The organism is Pseudomonas sp. AE27 (genome assembly GCF_037113495.1).
Lineage (GTDB): Bacteria > Pseudomonadota > Gammaproteobacteria > Pseudomonadales > Pseudomonadaceae > Aquipseudomonas > Aquipseudomonas palmensis.
In genome coordinates, this window is record NZ_CP146966.1 from 5,349,454 (window position 1) to 5,365,751 (window position 16,298).

Annotated in this window: 29 protein-coding genes; all 29 read left to right on the forward strand. The window is 56.0% G+C overall.

What is annotated here, in order from left to right:
* Window positions 1-168 precede the first annotated feature (168 nt).
* The 29 genes from rpsL (at window position 169) to rpsK (ending at window position 16,288) form a co-directional block, all read left to right on the forward strand.
* Entirely contained in the window at window positions 169-540 is a 372-nt protein-coding gene (rpsL, locus tag V9K84_RS24505) for a 30S ribosomal protein S12 (protein ID WP_003186084.1), read from the forward strand.
* A 120-nt stretch (window positions 541-660) separates the two neighbouring features.
* Complete coding sequence (gene rpsG, locus V9K84_RS24510) at window positions 661-1,131, forward strand: 30S ribosomal protein S7 (RefSeq protein ID WP_008089143.1); 471 nt, start codon at window positions 661-663, stop codon at window positions 1,129-1,131.
* 30 nt (window positions 1,132-1,161) lie between these two features.
* On the forward strand, window positions 1,162-3,309 hold the full coding sequence (gene fusA / locus V9K84_RS24515) for an elongation factor G (RefSeq protein ID WP_043861933.1): 2,148 nt from the start codon (window positions 1,162-1,164) through the stop codon (window positions 3,307-3,309).
* A gap of 30 nt (window positions 3,310-3,339) precedes the next feature.
* Complete coding sequence (gene tuf, locus V9K84_RS24520; RefSeq protein ID WP_043861932.1) at window positions 3,340-4,533, forward strand: elongation factor Tu; 1,194 nt, start codon at window positions 3,340-3,342, stop codon at window positions 4,531-4,533.
* A gap of 143 nt (window positions 4,534-4,676) precedes the next feature.
* Window positions 4,677-4,988 (forward strand): 30S ribosomal protein S10, encoded by a 312-nt coding sequence (gene rpsJ / locus V9K84_RS24525; protein ID WP_003186070.1) that lies wholly within the window; start codon window positions 4,677-4,679, stop codon window positions 4,986-4,988.
* Between the two features lie 81 nt (window positions 4,989-5,069).
* Entirely contained in the window at window positions 5,070-5,705 is a 636-nt protein-coding gene (rplC, locus tag V9K84_RS24530; RefSeq protein ID WP_043861931.1) for a 50S ribosomal protein L3, read from the forward strand.
* A gap of 12 nt (window positions 5,706-5,717) precedes the next feature.
* Window positions 5,718-6,320 carry a 50S ribosomal protein L4 gene (rplD, locus tag V9K84_RS24535; RefSeq protein WP_010220305.1) on the forward strand — a complete coding sequence of 201 codons (603 nt, stop codon included), beginning with the start codon at window positions 5,718-5,720 and terminating at the stop codon, window positions 6,318-6,320.
* A complete protein-coding gene (gene rplW, locus V9K84_RS24540) occupies window positions 6,317-6,616 on the forward strand; it encodes a 50S ribosomal protein L23 (protein ID WP_009397515.1) in 300 nt (99 codons plus the stop codon). Before rplD ends, rplW begins: the two co-directional genes overlap by 4 nt.
* Before the next feature lie 14 nt (window positions 6,617-6,630).
* A complete protein-coding gene (gene rplB, locus V9K84_RS24545; RefSeq protein WP_078481646.1) occupies window positions 6,631-7,455 on the forward strand; it encodes a 50S ribosomal protein L2 in 825 nt (274 codons plus the stop codon).
* Window positions 7,456-7,471: 16 nt separating this feature from the next.
* Window positions 7,472-7,747: a 30S ribosomal protein S19 gene (gene rpsS / locus V9K84_RS24550; protein WP_002555486.1), complete on the forward strand. Its 276-nt coding sequence runs from the start codon at window positions 7,472-7,474 to the stop codon at window positions 7,745-7,747.
* Between the two features lie 11 nt (window positions 7,748-7,758).
* Window positions 7,759-8,091, forward strand: coding sequence for a 50S ribosomal protein L22 (rplV, locus tag V9K84_RS24555; protein ID WP_003103908.1), 333 nt, complete (start codon window positions 7,759-7,761; stop codon window positions 8,089-8,091).
* Window positions 8,092-8,104: 13 nt separating this feature from the next.
* Complete coding sequence (gene rpsC / locus V9K84_RS24560; RefSeq protein ID WP_010220308.1) at window positions 8,105-8,791, forward strand: 30S ribosomal protein S3; 687 nt, start codon at window positions 8,105-8,107, stop codon at window positions 8,789-8,791.
* 12 nt (window positions 8,792-8,803) lie between these two features.
* Entirely contained in the window at window positions 8,804-9,217 is a 414-nt protein-coding gene (gene rplP, locus V9K84_RS24565; RefSeq protein WP_003255479.1) for a 50S ribosomal protein L16, read from the forward strand.
* A complete protein-coding gene (rpmC, locus tag V9K84_RS24570) occupies window positions 9,217-9,408 on the forward strand; it encodes a 50S ribosomal protein L29 (RefSeq protein ID WP_002555481.1) in 192 nt (63 codons plus the stop codon). The genes rplP and rpmC overlap by 1 nt, the downstream gene beginning before the upstream one ends.
* A 2-nt stretch (window positions 9,409-9,410) precedes the next feature.
* Window positions 9,411-9,677, forward strand: a complete 267-nt coding sequence (gene rpsQ / locus V9K84_RS24575) for a 30S ribosomal protein S17 (RefSeq protein ID WP_008374160.1) — start codon at window positions 9,411-9,413, stop codon at window positions 9,675-9,677.
* A 23-nt stretch (window positions 9,678-9,700) separates the two neighbouring features.
* Entirely contained in the window at window positions 9,701-10,069 is a 369-nt protein-coding gene (gene rplN, locus V9K84_RS24580; RefSeq protein WP_002555479.1) for a 50S ribosomal protein L14, read from the forward strand.
* 11 nt (window positions 10,070-10,080) lie between these two features.
* Window positions 10,081-10,395 carry a 50S ribosomal protein L24 gene (rplX, locus tag V9K84_RS24585; protein ID WP_008374158.1) on the forward strand — a complete coding sequence of 105 codons (315 nt, stop codon included), beginning with the start codon at window positions 10,081-10,083 and terminating at the stop codon, window positions 10,393-10,395.
* A 20-nt stretch (window positions 10,396-10,415) separates the two neighbouring features.
* Entirely contained in the window at window positions 10,416-10,955 is a 540-nt protein-coding gene (rplE, locus tag V9K84_RS24590) for a 50S ribosomal protein L5 (RefSeq protein ID WP_043861930.1), read from the forward strand.
* 13 nt (window positions 10,956-10,968) lie between these two features.
* The gene (gene rpsN / locus V9K84_RS24595) at window positions 10,969-11,274 is read left to right on the forward strand and encodes a 30S ribosomal protein S14 (protein ID WP_043861929.1); all 306 of its coding nucleotides are present in this window, start codon (window positions 10,969-10,971) and stop codon (window positions 11,272-11,274) included.
* A gap of 208 nt (window positions 11,275-11,482) precedes the next feature.
* Window positions 11,483-11,875, forward strand: a complete 393-nt coding sequence (gene rpsH / locus V9K84_RS24600) for a 30S ribosomal protein S8 (protein ID WP_010220313.1) — start codon at window positions 11,483-11,485, stop codon at window positions 11,873-11,875.
* A gap of 12 nt (window positions 11,876-11,887) precedes the next feature.
* Window positions 11,888-12,421 (forward strand): 50S ribosomal protein L6, encoded by a 534-nt coding sequence (gene rplF / locus V9K84_RS24605; protein ID WP_043861928.1) that lies wholly within the window; start codon window positions 11,888-11,890, stop codon window positions 12,419-12,421.
* 10 nt (window positions 12,422-12,431) lie between these two features.
* Entirely contained in the window at window positions 12,432-12,782 is a 351-nt protein-coding gene (rplR, locus tag V9K84_RS24610; RefSeq protein WP_043861927.1) for a 50S ribosomal protein L18, read from the forward strand.
* 3 nt (window positions 12,783-12,785) lie between these two features.
* On the forward strand, window positions 12,786-13,286 hold the full coding sequence (rpsE, locus tag V9K84_RS24615; protein WP_043861926.1) for a 30S ribosomal protein S5: 501 nt from the start codon (window positions 12,786-12,788) through the stop codon (window positions 13,284-13,286).
* A gap of 2 nt (window positions 13,287-13,288) precedes the next feature.
* Complete coding sequence (rpmD, locus tag V9K84_RS24620) at window positions 13,289-13,465, forward strand: 50S ribosomal protein L30 (RefSeq protein WP_010220317.1); 177 nt, start codon at window positions 13,289-13,291, stop codon at window positions 13,463-13,465.
* A 3-nt stretch (window positions 13,466-13,468) separates the two neighbouring features.
* Window positions 13,469-13,903 carry a 50S ribosomal protein L15 gene (gene rplO / locus V9K84_RS24625; protein WP_010220318.1) on the forward strand — a complete coding sequence of 145 codons (435 nt, stop codon included), beginning with the start codon at window positions 13,469-13,471 and terminating at the stop codon, window positions 13,901-13,903.
* Entirely contained in the window at window positions 13,904-15,235 is a 1,332-nt protein-coding gene (secY, locus tag V9K84_RS24630) for a preprotein translocase subunit SecY (RefSeq protein WP_043861925.1), read from the forward strand.
* A gap of 28 nt (window positions 15,236-15,263) precedes the next feature.
* Window positions 15,264-15,380 carry a 50S ribosomal protein L36 gene (rpmJ, locus tag V9K84_RS24635; protein WP_002555468.1) on the forward strand — a complete coding sequence of 39 codons (117 nt, stop codon included), beginning with the start codon at window positions 15,264-15,266 and terminating at the stop codon, window positions 15,378-15,380.
* Between the two features lie 131 nt (window positions 15,381-15,511).
* Window positions 15,512-15,868 carry a 30S ribosomal protein S13 gene (rpsM, locus tag V9K84_RS24640; RefSeq protein ID WP_043861924.1) on the forward strand — a complete coding sequence of 119 codons (357 nt, stop codon included), beginning with the start codon at window positions 15,512-15,514 and terminating at the stop codon, window positions 15,866-15,868.
* Between the two features lie 30 nt (window positions 15,869-15,898).
* Window positions 15,899-16,288, forward strand: coding sequence for a 30S ribosomal protein S11 (rpsK, locus tag V9K84_RS24645; protein ID WP_002555466.1), 390 nt, complete (start codon window positions 15,899-15,901; stop codon window positions 16,286-16,288).
* Window positions 16,289-16,298: the final 10 nt, after the last annotated feature.

Below are 16,298 nucleotides of genomic sequence, written 5' to 3' on the forward strand. Positions count from 1 at the left end.
CGACATAATCTGTTGCGAAGGGGAGGGTGGGGGATGTCGGGGCCTTGCCTTGACGAGGGGCAAGATCCTCTTTAGACTCTTGTACCCCTAAATTTGGTGGGACTTCGTCCTGCCATTTTGCTTTTCTTGCAAGACAATAGCGTCGCAAGACAACAGTGGAGCTAGTAGATGGCAACTATCAACCAGCTGGTACGTCAGCCGCGTAAGCGTATCGTCGAGAAATCCGACGTTCCTGCGCTGCAGAACTGCCCGCAACGTCGTGGCGTGTGCACCCGTGTGTACACCACCACGCCGAAAAAACCTAACTCGGCACTGCGTAAAGTATGCCGTGTGCGTCTGACCAACGGTTTCGAGGTTTCCTCGTACATCGGTGGTGAAGGCCACAACCTGCAAGAGCACAGCGTGGTACTGATCCGCGGCGGTCGTGTAAAAGACTTGCCAGGTGTTCGTTACCACACCGTTCGCGGCTCCCTGGATACCTCCGGCGTCAAAGGTCGTAACCAAGGTCGTTCGAAGTACGGTACCAAGCGTCCGAAGTAATCGGCCGTTTGCAGCAATTTGCAGTTATCAATTTTATTGAGTCGATAAGAGTAAGGTCGGGCACGCAACCTCTGGGTTCCCTGTCCCGAGCTAACCTGAAGACCGTTTGAGGGCTTATCAATGCCAAGACGTCGTGTAGCAGCCAAGCGTGAGATTCTGGACGATCCAAAATACGGATCGCAGATTCTCGCCAAGTTCATGAACCACGTGATGGAAAGCGGCAAGAAGGCCGTTGCCGAGCGTATCGTTTACGGTGCGCTGGACAAGGTCAAAGAACGCAAGAACAGCGATCCCCTGGAAATCTTCGAGAAAGCTCTCGACGCCATCGCTCCGCTGGTCGAAGTGAAGTCGCGCCGTGTTGGCGGTGCTACTTACCAGGTTCCGGTCGAAGTTCGTCCGTCCCGTCGTAACGCCCTGGCAATGCGCTGGTTGGTAGACTACGCGCGCAAGCGCGGCGAGAAGTCTATGGCCCTGCGCCTGGCCGGCGAATTGCTGGATGCTGCTGAAGGCAAAGGTGCTGCAGTCAAGAAGCGTGAAGACGTACACCGTATGGCCGAAGCCAACAAAGCGTTCTCGCACTACCGCTTCTAATTCAGGCATCACTATTTTTGCGAGGGCTCTATGGCTCGTACTACACCAATCAACCGCTACCGTAACATTGGTATTTGCGCGCACGTTGACGCGGGCAAGACCACTACTACCGAGCGGATCCTGTTCTACACAGGCCTGAGCCACAAACTGGGCGAGGTGCATGATGGCGCCGCGACCACCGACTGGATGGTGCAGGAGCAGGAGCGGGGTATCACCATTACCTCCGCTGCTGTCACTACCTTCTGGAAAGGCTCCAAGGGTCAGTATGACAACTACCGCGTAAACGTCATCGATACCCCCGGCCACGTTGACTTCACCATTGAAGTTGAGCGTTCGCTGCGTGTACTCGACGGCGCTGTCGTTGTGTTCTGCGGTACTTCCGGCGTTGAGCCACAGTCCGAAACCGTATGGCGTCAAGCCAACAAGTACGGCGTTCCACGTGTTGTATACGTGAACAAGATGGACCGTGCCGGTGCCAACTTCCTGCGCGTCGTAGGTCAGATCAAGAACCGTCTGGGTCACACCCCGGTTCCTGTTCAGCTGGCCATCGGTTCGGAAGAGAACTTCCAGGGTCAGGTCGATCTGATCAAGATGAAGGCTATCTACTGGAACGAAGACGACAAAGGCACCACCTATCGCGAGGAAGAAATTCCTGCCGATATGCTGGAGCTGGCTCAAGAGTGGCGCTCCAACATGGTTGAAGCGGCTGCCGAGTCCAGCGAAGAGCTGATGAACAAGTACCTGGAAGGCGAAGAGCTGACCGTCGAAGAAATCAAGGCCGGTCTGCGCGCGCGTACCCTGGCCAGCGAGATCGTTCCGGCTGTCTGTGGTTCGTCGTTCAAGAACAAGGGCGTTCCCCTGGTTCTCGACGCCGTTATCGACTTCCTGCCTGCTCCTACCGAGATTCCTGCGATCAAGGGTATCCACCCTGACCTGATCGAGAAGCCAAAGGAAGAGCTGGTCGACGCCGACTACGACGAGCGTCATGCCGACGACAACGAGCCGTTCTCGGCTCTGGCGTTCAAGATTGCCACCGACCCGTTCGTTGGTACTCTGACTTTTGTCCGTGTTTACTCGGGTATGCTGCAGTCCGGCGACTCCGTGATCAACTCGGTCAAGGGCAAGAAAGAGCGCGTTGGTCGTATGGTGCAGATGCACGCCAACCAGCGTGAAGAAATCAAGGAGGTACTGGCCGGCGACATCGCTGCTCTGATCGGCATGAAGGACGTCACCACTGGTGACACCCTGTGCAACGCCGACAAGCCGATCATCCTCGAGCGTATGGACTTCCCTGAGCCTGTGATTTCGGTAGCTGTCGAGCCGAAAACCAAGCAGGACCAGGAAAAGATGGGTATCGCACTGGGCAAGCTGGCCCAGGAAGACCCGTCGTTCCGCGTCAAGACCGACGAAGAAACCGGCCAGACCATCATCTCGGGTATGGGCGAGCTTCACCTGGACATCCTCGTTGACCGCATGAAGCGCGAATTCAACGTCGAAGCCAACATCGGTAAGCCGCAGGTTTCCTATCGCGAGCAGATCACCAAAGACAACGTCGAAATCGAAGGCAAGTTCGTTCGTCAGTCCGGTGGTCGCGGTCAGTTCGGTCACTGCTGGATCCGCTTCTCGCAGCCAGACGTGGACGCACACGGCAACATCACCGAAGGCCTGGTTTTCACCAACGAGGTTGTGGGTGGTGTGGTTCCGAAGGAATACATCCCGGCGATCCAGAAGGGTATCGAAGAGCAGATGAAGAACGGCATCGTTGCCGGCTATCCGCTGATCGGCCTGAAGGCAACCGTGTTTGATGGTTCCTACCACGACGTCGACTCTAACGAGATGGCGTTCAAGGTGGCGGCCTCCATGGCGACCAAGCAACTCGCAGCCAAAGGCGGCGGTAAGGTGCTTGAGCCGATCATGAAGGTAGAAGTTGTGACCCCTGAGGACTACATGGGTGACGTGATGGGTGACCTGAACCGTCGTCGTGGTCTGATCCAGGGTATGGAAGATTCGGTGTCCGGCAAGGTTGTCCGTGCTGAAGTTCCGCTCGGAGAGATGTTCGGTTATGCGACCGACGTTCGTTCCATGTCCCAGGGTCGCGCGAGCTACTCCATGGAATTCTCCAAATACGCTGAGGCTCCGTCGAACATCGTCGAAGCGCTCGTTAAAAAACAAGGCTGATTCAGTCCTTTAGGCTAGGAGTTAATTGTCGTGGCTAAAGAAAAATTTGATCGTTCCCTTCCGCACGTCAACGTTGGCACCATCGGTCACGTTGACCACGGTAAAACCACTCTGACCGCAGCTCTGACTCGCGTCTGCTCCGAAGTTTTCGGTTCCGCAGTCGTTGAATTCGACAAGATCGACAGCGCTCCAGAAGAGAAAGCTCGCGGTATCACCATCAACACCGCTCACGTTGAGTACAACTCGACCATTCGTCACTACGCTCACGTCGACTGCCCAGGTCACGCTGACTACGTGAAGAACATGATCACCGGTGCTGCCCAGATGGACGGCGCGATCCTGGTTTGCTCGGCCGCCGATGGTCCGATGCCACAAACCCGTGAGCACATCCTGCTGTCCCGTCAGGTTGGCGTTCCGTACATCGTGGTCTTCCTGAACAAGGCTGACCTGGTAGACGACGCTGAGCTGCTGGAACTGGTCGAGATGGAAGTTCGCGACCTGCTGTCCACCTACGACTTCCCAGGCGACGATACCCCGATCATCATCGGTTCGGCTCGTATGGCGCTGGAAGGCAAAGACGACAACGAAATGGGCACCACCGCTGTCAAGAAGCTGGTTGAGACTCTGGATACCTACATCCCAGAGCCTGAGCGCGCTATCGACAAGCCGTTCCTGATGCCAATCGAAGACGTATTCTCGATCTCGGGTCGTGGTACCGTTGTTACCGGTCGTATCGAGCGTGGCATCGTCCGCGTTCAAGACGCCCTGGAAATCGTTGGTCTGCGTGACACCACCACCACCACCTGCACCGGTGTTGAGATGTTCCGCAAGCTGCTGGACGAAGGTCGTGCTGGCGAGAACTGCGGCGTGCTGCTGCGCGGCACCAAGCGTGACGACGTTGAGCGTGGCCAGGTTCTGGTCAAGCCAGGTTCGGTCAAGCCGCACACCAAGTTCACCGCAGAAGTCTATGTTCTGAGCAAGGAAGAAGGCGGCCGTCACACTCCGTTCTTCAAAGGCTACCGTCCACAGTTCTACTTCCGTACTACTGACGTGACTGGTAACTGCGAGCTGCCAGAAGGCGTTGAAATGGTAATGCCAGGTGACAACATCCAGATGACTGTCACTCTGATCAAGACCATCGCGATGGAAGACGGTCTGCGCTTCGCTATCCGTGAAGGCGGTCGTACCGTCGGCGCCGGCGTCGTAGCCAAAATCATCGAGTAATCGTTGATCGTTTAGAAAGGCCCCCGCTTTTGCGGGGGCTTTTTTATTGGGTTGACACTCAGTGGGGGTGTCTATAGAATCACGCCTCCTTTTAACGGGCGTAGTGCGCCCGGTGGGAATAGCAGCCTGGAGTCTGAAATCCAATGCAAAATCAGCAAATCCGTATCAGGTTGAAGGCTTTTGACCATCGCCTGATCGACCAATCCACCCAGGAAATCGTGGAAACCGCGAAACGTACTGGTGCTCAAGTGCGTGGTCCAATTCCACTGCCTACCCGTAAAGAGCGGTTCACCGTTCTGGTCTCCCCGCACGTCAACAAAGACGCGCGTGACCAGTACGAGATCCGTACTCATAAGCGCGTACTGGACATCGTCCAGCCAACGGATAAAACCGTTGATGCTCTTATGAAGCTCGATCTTGCGGCAGGCGTGGAAGTGCAGATCAGCCTCGGCTAAGACTCGGGTCTTAGTCGTGTAACGCTCTGAAATGGGCGGCCATAGCGGGTGAAAGCCCCGTACACTCATGAGGTTTACAACATGACTATTGGTGTAGTCGGTCGTAAATGCGGTATGACCCGTATTTTCACCGAAGAAGGTGTCTCCATTCCGGTCACGGTCATTGAGATCGAGCCGAATCGCGTCACCCAGTTCAAAACCGAAGAAACTGATGGCTATCGCGCAGTGCAAGTCACTGTTGGCGAGCGTCGCGCTTCGCGTGTGACTGCTGCTCAAGCAGGTCACTTCGCTAAAGCGAACGTTGCCGCTGGTCGCGGTGTCTGGGAATTCCGTCTTGAAGAAGGCGAGTACCAGGCTGGCGACTTGATCAATGCAGAAATCTTCGCTGCTGGCCAAATGGTAGACGTTACCGGTCAGTCGAAAGGTAAAGGCTTTGCCGGTACCATCAAGCGTTGGAATTTCCGCGGTCAAGACAATACCCACGGTAACTCCGTTTCCCACCGCGTCCCGGGCTCTATCGGCCAGTGCCAGACTCCTGGTCGTGTATTCAAGGGCAAAAAAATGTCCGGTCACATGGGCGCCGAGCGCGTGACCGTTCAGTCCCTCGAAGTAGTGCGCGTCGACGCTGAACGCAATCTGTTGCTGGTCAAGGGTGCCGTTCCTGGCGCTACTGGCGGCAATCTGGTTGTGCGTCCGGCTGCCAAGGCTCGCGGTTAAGGGGAAGCTGACATGCAACTAAATGTAAATGACGCTCAAGCGATCGAAGTTTCCGAACTGACTTTCGGCGGCGAATTCAACGAGACGCTGGTACACCAAGCAGTCGTGGCCTACATGGCCGGCGGCCGTCAGGGCACCAAGCAGCAGAAAACCCGTTCCGACGTTGCTGGTGGCGGCAAGCGCCCATGGCGTCAGAAAGGCACTGGCCGCGCTCGTGCCGGTACTATCCGTAGCCCAATCTGGCGTGGCGGCGGTACCACTTTCGCAGCTCGTCCTCAAGACCACTCGCAGAAGCTCAACAAGAAGATGTACCGCGCAGCAATGCGTTCCATCCTCGCCGAGCTGGTGCGTACCGACCGTCTGGTCGTGGTTCAGGACTTCGCTGTTGAAGCACCGAAAACCAAAGACCTGCTGAACAAACTGAACGGCATGGGTCTGAGCGACGTACTGATCGTTTCTGATGCTGTTGATCAGAATCTGTACCTGGCTGCTCGCAACCTGCCGCACGTCGACGTACGTGACGTACAGGGTTCCGATCCGGTCAGTCTGATCGCATACGACAAGGTGTTGATCACCGTGTCGGCCGTGAAGAAATTCGAGGAGCTGCTGGGATGAACCAGGAACGCGTATTTAAAGTTCTACTTGGCCCGCACGTTTCCGAGAAGGCCACGGTTCTGGCTGACAAGAAAGGCCAGTTCGTTTTCAAGGTTGCTACCGACGCAACCAAGCTGGAAATCAAGAAGGCCGTCGAAAGCCTGTTCAGCGTGAAAGTGGAAAGCGTGACTACCCTGAACGTTCTGGGTAAGACCAAGCGTACCGCTCGCGGTCTGGGCAAGCGTAATGACTGGAAGAAGGCGATCATCTCCCTTCAACCCGGCCAAGATCTCGATTTCAGCAGCAGTGCTGAGTAAGGAAGGGGTGCATCATGGCAATCGTTAAATGCAAACCGACTTCCCCTGGCCGCCGTTTCGTGGTCAAGGTGGTCAACAAGGAGCTGCATAAAGGCGCTCCTCACGCACCGCTGCTCGAGAAGAAATCGAAGTCTGGTGGTCGTAACAACAATGGCCGCATCACTACGCGTCACGTAGGTGGTGGTCATAAGCAGCATTACCGTATGGTCGACTTCCGTCGCAACGACAAGGACGGCATCGTCGCCACTGTCGAGCGTATCGAATACGACCCGAACCGTACTGCTCACATCGCACTGCTCTGCTACGCAGACGGCGAGCGCCGCTACATCATCGCCCCTAAAGGCGTGAGTGCTGGCGACCAGCTGATCGCAGGTGCTCTGGCTCCAATCAAGCCAGGCAACTCCCTGCAACTGCGCAACATTCCAGTGGGTAGCACCATTCACGGCATCGAACTGAAGCCGGGCAAAGGTGCACAGATCGCTCGTTCCGCTGGTGCTTCGGCTCAGCTGATCGCTCGCGAAGGTGTCTATGTGACCCTGCGTCTGCGCTCTGGTGAAATGCGTAAAGTCCTGGCTGAGTGCCGTGCGACCCTGGGCGAAGTCTCGAACTCCGAGCACAGCCTGCGTTCGCTGGGTAAAGCTGGTGCCAAACGCTGGCGTGGCGTTCGCCCAACCGTTCGTGGTGTTGCCATGAACCCGGTTGACCACCCACATGGTGGTGGTGAAGGTCGTACCTCCGGTGGTCGTCATCCGGTATCGCCATGGGGCTTCCCGACTAAGGGCGCGAAGACTCGTGGTAATAAGCGTACCGACAAAATGATCGTCCGTCGTCGCAAGTAAATAGAGGGATACGACAGTGCCACGTTCTCTGAAAAAAGGTCCTTTTATCGATCTTCACCTACTGAAGAAGATCGAAGTGGCGGCGGAAAAGAACGATCGCAAACCAGTTAAGACCTGGTCGCGCCGTTCGATGATCCTGCCACAAATGGTCGGTCTGACCATCGCGGTACACAACGGTCGCCAACACGTCCCAGTTCTCGTGAACGAAGACATGGTCGGCCATAAACTGGGCGAGTTCGCCGGTACCCGCACCTACCGCGGGCACGTGGCTGACAAGAAAGCCAAGCGTTAAGGGGTAAGGAAATGGAAGTAGCCGCTAAGTTGTCGGGCGCTCGCATCTCCGCCCAGAAAGCCCGCTTGGTCGCCGACCAGATCCGCGGGAAGAAGGTGGGCGAAGCGCTCAACCTGTTGGCCTTCAGCAGCAAAAAAGCCGCTGAAATCATGAAGAAAGTCCTCGAGTCGGCCGTAGCCAACGCCGAGCATAACGAAGGCGCAGACGTTGATGACCTGAAGGTCTCCACCGTTTTCGTCAACGAAGGGCGTTCGCTGAAGCGCATCATGCCGCGTGCCAAAGGCCGCGCTGATCGCATCGTCAAGCGGTCTTGCCATATCACTGTCAAGGTTGCGGACAAGTAACGGAGTCGATCAGATGGGTCAGAAAGTACATCCCACTGGCATTCGCCTGGGAATCGTCAAGGAGCACACCTCCGTCTGGTACGCAGACGGTCGGACTTATGCGGACTATTTGCTCGCAGATCTGAATGTGCGTGAGTACCTCCAAGACAAACTAAAAAGCGCGTCCGTTAGCCGTATCGATATCCATCGTCCGGCTCAAACTGCACGCATCACCATCCACACCGCTCGTCCAGGTATCGTTATCGGGAAGAAAGGTGAAGATGTTGAGAAACTGCGTCAGGACCTGACCAAGCAAATGGGTGTGCCTGTGCACATCAATATCGAAGAGATCCGCAAGCCGGAACTCGACGGTATGCTGGTAGCTCAGAGCGTAGCTCAGCAGCTGGAGCGTCGTGTGATGTTCCGTCGCGCCATGAAGCGCGCCGTACAGAACGCCATGCGTATTGGTGCCAAGGGCATCAAGATCCAGGTGAGCGGTCGTCTCGGCGGTGCTGAAATCGCACGTACTGAATGGTATCGCGAAGGTCGTGTGCCACTGCACACCCTGCGTGCCGACATCGACTATGCCACTTACGAAGCTCACACCACTTACGGTGTGATCGGTGTGAAGGTTTGGATTTTCAAAGGCGAAGTTATTGGTGGTCGCCAAGAAGAACTGAAACCACAAGCACCAGCGCCTCGTAAAAAAGCTGCTAAGTAAGGGGTACGCCAAATGTTGCAACCAAAGCGTACAAAATTCCGCAAGCAGATGACTGGCCACAACCGTGGTCTGGCGCTGCGCGGTAGCAAAGTCAGCTTCGGCGAGTTTGCTCTGAAAGCTGTTGCTCGCGGTCGTCTCACCGCTCGCCAGATCGAATCGGCACGTCGTGCCCTGACCCGTCACGTAAAACGTGGCGGCAAGATCTGGATCCGTGTATTCCCGGACAAGCCGATCTCCAAGAAGCCTCTCGAAGTGCGGATGGGTAAAGGTAAGGGTTCCGTGGAGTACTGGGTTGCCCAGATCCAGCCAGGCAAGGTCCTGTACGAGATCGAGGGTGTTTCTGAAGAGCTGGCGCGTGAGGCATTCGCCTTGGCGGCTGCAAAGCTGCCTCTCGCCACCTCCTTTGTTAAGCGGACGGTGATGTGATGAAAGCGAATGAACTTCGTGAAAAATCAGCACAGCAGCTGAACGAGCAACTGCTCGGCTTGCTGCGCGACCAGTTCAATCTGCGTATGCAGAAGGCAACTGGCCAGTTGGGGCAGTCGCACCTGCTCTCGCAAGTTAAGCGTGACATCGCTCGCGTGAAAACTGTGCTCAACCAGCAGGCAGGTAAGTGATCATGGCTGAAGCTGAAAAAACCGTCCGTACGCTGACTGGCCGTGTCGTCAGCGACAAGATGGACAAAACCATCACCGTACTGATCGAGCGTCGCGTAAAGCACCCGATCTACGGTAAATACGTTAAGCGTTCGACTAAGCTGCACGCGCACGACGAAACCAACCAGTGCCACATCGGCGACAAGGTCTCCATCCGCGAGACTCGTCCGCTGGCCAAGACCAAGTCCTGGGCACTGGTTGAAGTTCTCGAACGCGCTGTTGAAGTCTAAGGGCTAGGGGTCGGAGAAATTTTATGATTCAGACTCAATCCATGCTCGATGTGGCCGATAACAGCGGCGCTCGTCGCGTCATGTGCATCAAGGTGCTCGGCGGTTCGCACCGTCGCTACGCCGGTATCGGTGACATCATCAAGGTAACCGTCAAGGAAGCAATTCCTCGCGGTAAAGTGAAGAAAGGCCAGGTGATGACTGCTGTTGTAGTCCGCACTCGCCACGGTGTCCGTCGTGCTGACGGCTCCATCATCCGCTTTGATGGCAATGCTGCTGTTCTGCTGAACAACAAGCAAGAGCCGATCGGCACCCGTATCTTTGGGCCAGTGACCCGTGAACTTCGTACTGAGAAGTTCATGAAGATCGTCTCGCTCGCCCCAGAAGTGCTGTAAGGAGATCCGACATGCAAAAGATTCGTCGTGACGACGAGATCATCGTGATCGCCGGCAAAGACAAAGGTAAGCGCGGTAAGGTGCTCAAGGTTCTCGCTGACGACCGTCTGGTCGTTGGTGGGATCAACCTGGTGAAGCGTCATACCAAGCCTAACCCTATGTCGGGCGTACAAGGCGGTATCGTCGAGAAAGAAGCGCCACTGCACGCTTCCAACGTCGCCATCTTCAACGGCGAAACCAACAAGGCTGACCGCGTTGGTTTCAAAGTAGAAGAAGGCAAAAAAATTCGTGTCTTCAAGTCGACCCAAAAAGCGGTTGATGCTTGAACACTGCTAGGTAGAAGACCATGGCACGACTGAAAGAGATTTACCGGAAGGAAATTGCTCCCAAGCTTAAGGAAGAACTTAAGCTGGCGAACGTGATGGAAGTTCCGCGCGTTACCAAGATCACCCTGAACATGGGTCTGGGCGAAGCTGTCGGCGACAAGAAAGTCATCGAGCACGCTGTAGCTGACCTCGAGAAGATCACCGGTCAAAAAGCCGTTGTGACTTTCGCTCGGAAATCCATCGCGGGCTTCAAAGTCCGTGAGGGCTGGCCGATCGGCGTCAAAGTCACTCTGCGCCGTGATCGTATGTACGAATTCCTGGACCGCCTGCTGGCGATCTCCCTGCCTCGGGTTCGCGACTTCCGCGGCCTGAATGCCAAGTCCTTCGACGGTCGTGGCAACTACAGCATGGGCGTGAAAGAGCAGATCATCTTCCCGGAAATCGACTACGACAAGATCGATGCTCTGCGCGGTCTGGACATTACCCTGACCACCACTGCTCGTACGGATGACGAAGGTCGCGCTCTGCTGCGCGCTTTCAAATTCCCGTTCCGCAACTGATTGGAGTAGGAAAATGGCCAAGAAGAGCATGAAAAACCGCGAGCTGAAGCGTCAGCTCACGGTTGCTAAATACGCCAAGAAGCGTGCTGAGCTCAAAGCTACCATCGTTAATCTGAATGCAACTCCAGAAGAACGTTGGGCAGCCTCGATCGCTCTGCAGAAGCAGCCACGTGACGCAAGCGCCTCGCGCATGCGTAACCGCTGCCGCATCACCGGTCGTCCACACGGCGTTTACCGCAAGTTCGGCCTCGGCCGTAACAAGCTGCGTGAAGCAGCAATGCGCGGTGACGTTCCAGGTCTGGTCAAAGCCAGCTGGTAAGACGTACCGGCAGGGCCCTGGCGGCGGGGGAGTGATCTTCCGACCGCCGGTGATCTTGCAACGAAACAAGCCCCTTATGGGGCTTGTTTCGTTTCTGGGATGTGTCTAGAATGACCGGCTCACCTGAGCCCGGGTTTTTTGCCCGTTGTGTTCAGGTGACTGTAGTAGCCGAAAGGCTAATTTTTCTTGTATCAGGAGCGTCTAGCCCATGAGTATGCAGGACCCGTTAGCGGACATGCTAACTCGAATCCGTAATGCCCAGATGGCTGAAAAGTCCGTCGTAAGCATGCCGTCCTCGACCCTGAAGGTGGCTGTAGCCAAAGTTCTGAAAGACGAAGGTTACATCGCGGGTTATCAGGTCAGCAGTGAAGTCAAACCTTCGCTGTCCATCGAGCTGAAATACTTCGAAGGCCGTCCGGTCATCGAGGAAGTCAAGCGCGTAAGTCGTCCAGGCCTGCGTCAGTACAAGTCCGTCGAAGAACTGCCGAAAGTACGTGGCGGTCTGGGCGTGTCTATCGTCTCCACCAACAAAGGTGTGATGACTGATCGTGCTGCGCGCGCTGCCGGTGTCGGCGGCGAAGTACTCTGCACAGTGTTCTAAGGGGGGATAAGCATGTCTCGCGTCGCTAAGAACCCCGTTAAGCTGCCAGCCGGTGTCGAAGTCAAATTCGTCGGCCAACAGCTTTCGGTGAAGGGTGCCAAGGGCACTCTCGAACTGAACGTTCACTCGTCCGTTGAAGTTGTTGAAGAAGCTGGTGAGCTGCGTTTCGCTGCTCGCAACGGCGACCAACAAACTCGCGCAATGGCCGGCACTACCCGTGCACTCGTGAACAACATGGTCCAGGGCGTAAGCCAAGGCTTCGAGCGCAAGCTCCAGCTGGTCGGTGTTGGTTACAAGGCGCAAGCCAAGGGCACCGTGCTGAACCTGGCGCTCGGCTTCTCGCACCCAGTGGATTATGAACTGCCTGAGGGCATCACCGCTGAGACCCCTAGCCAGACCGACATCCTGATCAAGGGTATCGACAAGCAGCTGGTAGGTCAGGTGGCCGCTGAAATCCGCGACTTCCGTCCACCAGAGCCGTACAAAGGCAAGGGTGTGCGTTACGCGGACGAAGTCGTCCGTCGTAAAGAAGCCAAGAAGAAGTAGGGCATAGCAAATGACCGACAAAAAAGTTACTCGACTGCGTCGCGCTCGCAAAGCACGCCTGAAAATGCACGAACTCGAAGTCGTGCGTCTCTGCGTGTTCCGCTCCTCGCAGCACATCTATGCCCAGGTCATTTCGGCCGACGGCAGCAAAGTCCTGGCCAGCGCCTCGACTTTGGACAAAGACCTGCGTGATGGCGCCACTGGCAACATCGACGCGGCCACTAAGGTTGGCAAGCTGGTAGCTGAGCGCGCGAAAGCCGCCGGTGTATCTCAAGTTGCCTTTGACCGTTCTGGCTTCAAGTACCACGGCCGCGTTAAAGCGCTGGCAGATGGTGCTCGTGAAGGCGGACTGGAGTTCTAAGTTATGTCAAATAACGATCAAAAGCGCGACGAAGGCTACATCGAGAAGCTGGTTCAAGTTAACCGCGTAGCCAAAACCGTAAAAGGCGGCCGTATCTTCACCTTCACCGCGTTGACCGTGGTAGGTGATGGCAAGGGTCGCGTTGGTTTCGGCCGTGGCAAATCGCGCGAAGTACCTGCTGCGATCCAGAAAGCCATGGAAGCTGCCCGTCGCAACATGATTCAGGTAGACCTGAACGGCACCACTCTGCAGTACGCCACCAAGTCCGCCCACGGCGCTTCGAAGGTGTACATGCAGCCTGCTTCCGACGGTACCGGTATCATCGCCGGTGGCGCGATGCGTGCTGTCCTGGAAGTTGCTGGCGTTCAGAACGTCCTGGCCAAGTGCTACGGCTCGACCAACCCAGTGAACGTGGTTCATGCCACTTTCAAGGGTCTGAAGGCTATGCAATCTCCTGAATCCATTGCTGCCAAGCGCGGCAAGAGCGTCGAGGAGATCCGCTGATCATGGCTACCGTCAAAGTAACGCTGATCAAAAGCACCGCCGGCCGTCTCCCTAACCACAAACTGTGTGTTAAGGGTCTGGGTCTGCGCCGCATCGGTCACACTGTAGAAGTCCTGGATACTCCCGAGAATCGCGGGATGATCAACAAGGCTTACTACATGCTGCGCGTCGAGGGTTAATCGATGAAACTCAATGATCTGAGTCCAGCGCCGGGTTCCCGTCGCGAGAAGCATCGTCCGGGTCGTGGTATCGGTAGTGGTTTGGGCAAGACCGGTGGCCGCGGCCACAAAGGTCAGACCTCCCGCTCCGGTGGCACCATCGCTCCAGGCTTTGAAGGCGGTCAACAGCCGCTGCACCGTCGTCTGCCGAAATTCGGTTTCGTTTCCCTGAAAGCCATGGACCGCGCAGAAGTGCGTCTGTCCGAGCTGGCCAAAGTGGAAGGCGACGTTGTCACCGTGCAATCCTTGAAGGATGCCAACGTGATTAACCAAAACGTACAGCGTGTGAAAATCATGCTGTCCGGCGAAGTTACTCGCGCGGTCACCATCAAGGGTATCGCAGCCACCAAAGGTGCGCGTGCGGCTATCGAAGCAGCTGGCGGCAAGTTCGAGGAATAAATGGCTAAGCAAGGTGCTCTCTCTTCGCTCGGTAAAGGCGGGATGTCTGAACTTTGGGCTCGTCTGCGTTTTCTGTTTCTGGCGATCATCGTCTATCGGATAGGCGCACACATCCCAGTTCCAGGCATCAACCCGGACCGGCTGGCGGAACTGTTTCGACAGAATGAGGGGACCATTCTTAGCTTGTTCAACATGTTTTCCGGCGGCGCGCTGGAACGGATGAGCATCTTTGCACTGGGGATCATGCCGTACATTTCGGCATCGATCATCATGCAGCTGATGACCGCCGTCAGCCCGCAGCTGGAGCAGTTGAAGAAGGAAGGTGAAGCTGGCCGTCGCAAGATCAGCCAGTACACCCGCTACGGCACCGTTATCCTGGCGCTGGTCCAGGCTGTTGGCATGTCCATCGGCCTGGCCGGTCAGGGTGTAGCGTTTTCTGCTGACTTTGGCTTCCATTTCGTCGCTGTCTCCACGTTTGTGGCGGGTGCGATGTTCATGATGTGGCTGGGTGAGCAAATCACGGAGCGCGGTGTAGGCAACGGTATCTCGATGTTGATTTTCGCAGGTATCGTCGCCGGTCTTCCGAGAGCAATCGGGCAGTCTTTCGAGTCTGCACGTACGGGCGATATCAACATTTTCGCTCTGGTCGCTATCGGTTTGCTGGCAGTAGCGATTATCGGTTTTGTGGTGTTCATTGAGCGTGGTCAGCGTCGAATCGCCGTTCACTACGCCAAGCGTCAGCAGGGCCGCAAGGTCTTCGCTGCGCAGACTAGCCACTTGCCGCTGAAGGTGAACATGGCCGGGGTCATCCCAGCCATTTTCGCAAGCAGCATTTTGCTGTTCCCGGCTTCGCTGGGTGCCTGGTTTGGTCAGTCTGAAGGTATGGGCTGGCTGCAGGACATCTCGCAGTCGATCGCTCCTGGTCAGCCGTTGAATATTCTGCTGTTTAGTGCAGGGATTATTTTCTTCTGCTTCTTCTATACGGCGTTGATGTTCAATCCGAAAGACGTAGCGGAAAACCTGAAGAAGTCCGGTGCCTTTATTCCGGGCATCCGTCCAGGCGAGCAGTCGGCGCGCTACATTGATGGCGTTCTGACCCGCTTGACCATGTTCGGTGCTCTTTATATGACGGCCGTGTGTCTGTTGCCCCAGTTCCTGGTGGTAGCGGCAAACGTTCCGTTCTACCTTGGCGGGACCTCGTTGCTGATTGTGGTAGTGGTTGTGATGGACTTCATGTCCCAAGTACAATCGCACCTCGTTTCGCACCAGTACGAATCCCTGATGAAGAAAGCCAACCTGAAAGGCTACGGTGGCAGCGGAATGCTGCGCTGAGAGACCCTTAAGGTTCGAGGAGTTGGTGATGAAAGTTCGTGCATCGGTGAAAAAGCTGTGCCGTAACTGCAAAATTATTCGCCGCGAAGGTGTTGTGCGAGTGATTTGCAGCGCGGAACCACGTCACAAGCAGCGCCAAGGCTGAGTGTGATCTGTGCTTCAAACCCAGCAGCTAGTGCGCTGCTGGGTTGATTATTTGTTTCTACAGCGATATTATCTCGCGCCCTATTTCTTGGCTTCCGGGGCGTAGGTAGCTGTCAATTGGAGTCCCACTGAATGGCCCGTATTGCAGGCGTTAACATTCCAGATAACAAGCACACTGTTATCTCGCTGACCTACATCTATGGTGTCGGTCGCACAACTGCACAGAAAATCTGTGCAGACACTGGGGTCAACCCAGCCGTGAAGATCAAAGATCTGAGCGACGAGCAGATTGAACAGCTGCGTAGCGAAGTTGCGAAGTTCACCACTGAAGGTGACCTGCGTCGCGACATCAACATGAAAATCAAGCGGTTGATGGACCTGGGTTGCTACCGCGGCCTGCGTCATCGTCGGGGTCTGCCAGTACGCGGTCAGCGTACCAAGACCAATGCGCGTACCCGTAAAGGTCCGCGTAAGCCGATCCGCAAGTAATCGCACCAGCGAATCGACAGGAATATAGACATGGCAAAACCTGCTGCTCGTCCTCGTAAAAAAGTTAAAAAGACAGTGGTTGATGGCATCGCCCACATCCATGCGTCCTTTAACAACACCATCGTGACCATTACCGATCGTCAAGGTAACGCCCTGTCCTGGGCTACCTCCGGCGGTTCGGGTTTCCGCGGTTCCCGCAAGTCCACCCCGTTCGCTGCTCAAGTAGCTGCTGAGCGTGCTGGTCAAGCTGCGCTGGAATATGGTCTGAAGAACCTCGACGTCAACGTCAAGGGTCCAGGTCCAGGTCGTGAGTCCGCTGTTCGTGCTCTGAACGGCTGTGGCTACAAGATCGCCAGCATCACCGACGTGACGCCAATCCCGCATAACGGGTGCCGTCCGCCGAAGAAGCGCCGCGTGTAATCAGGAGACA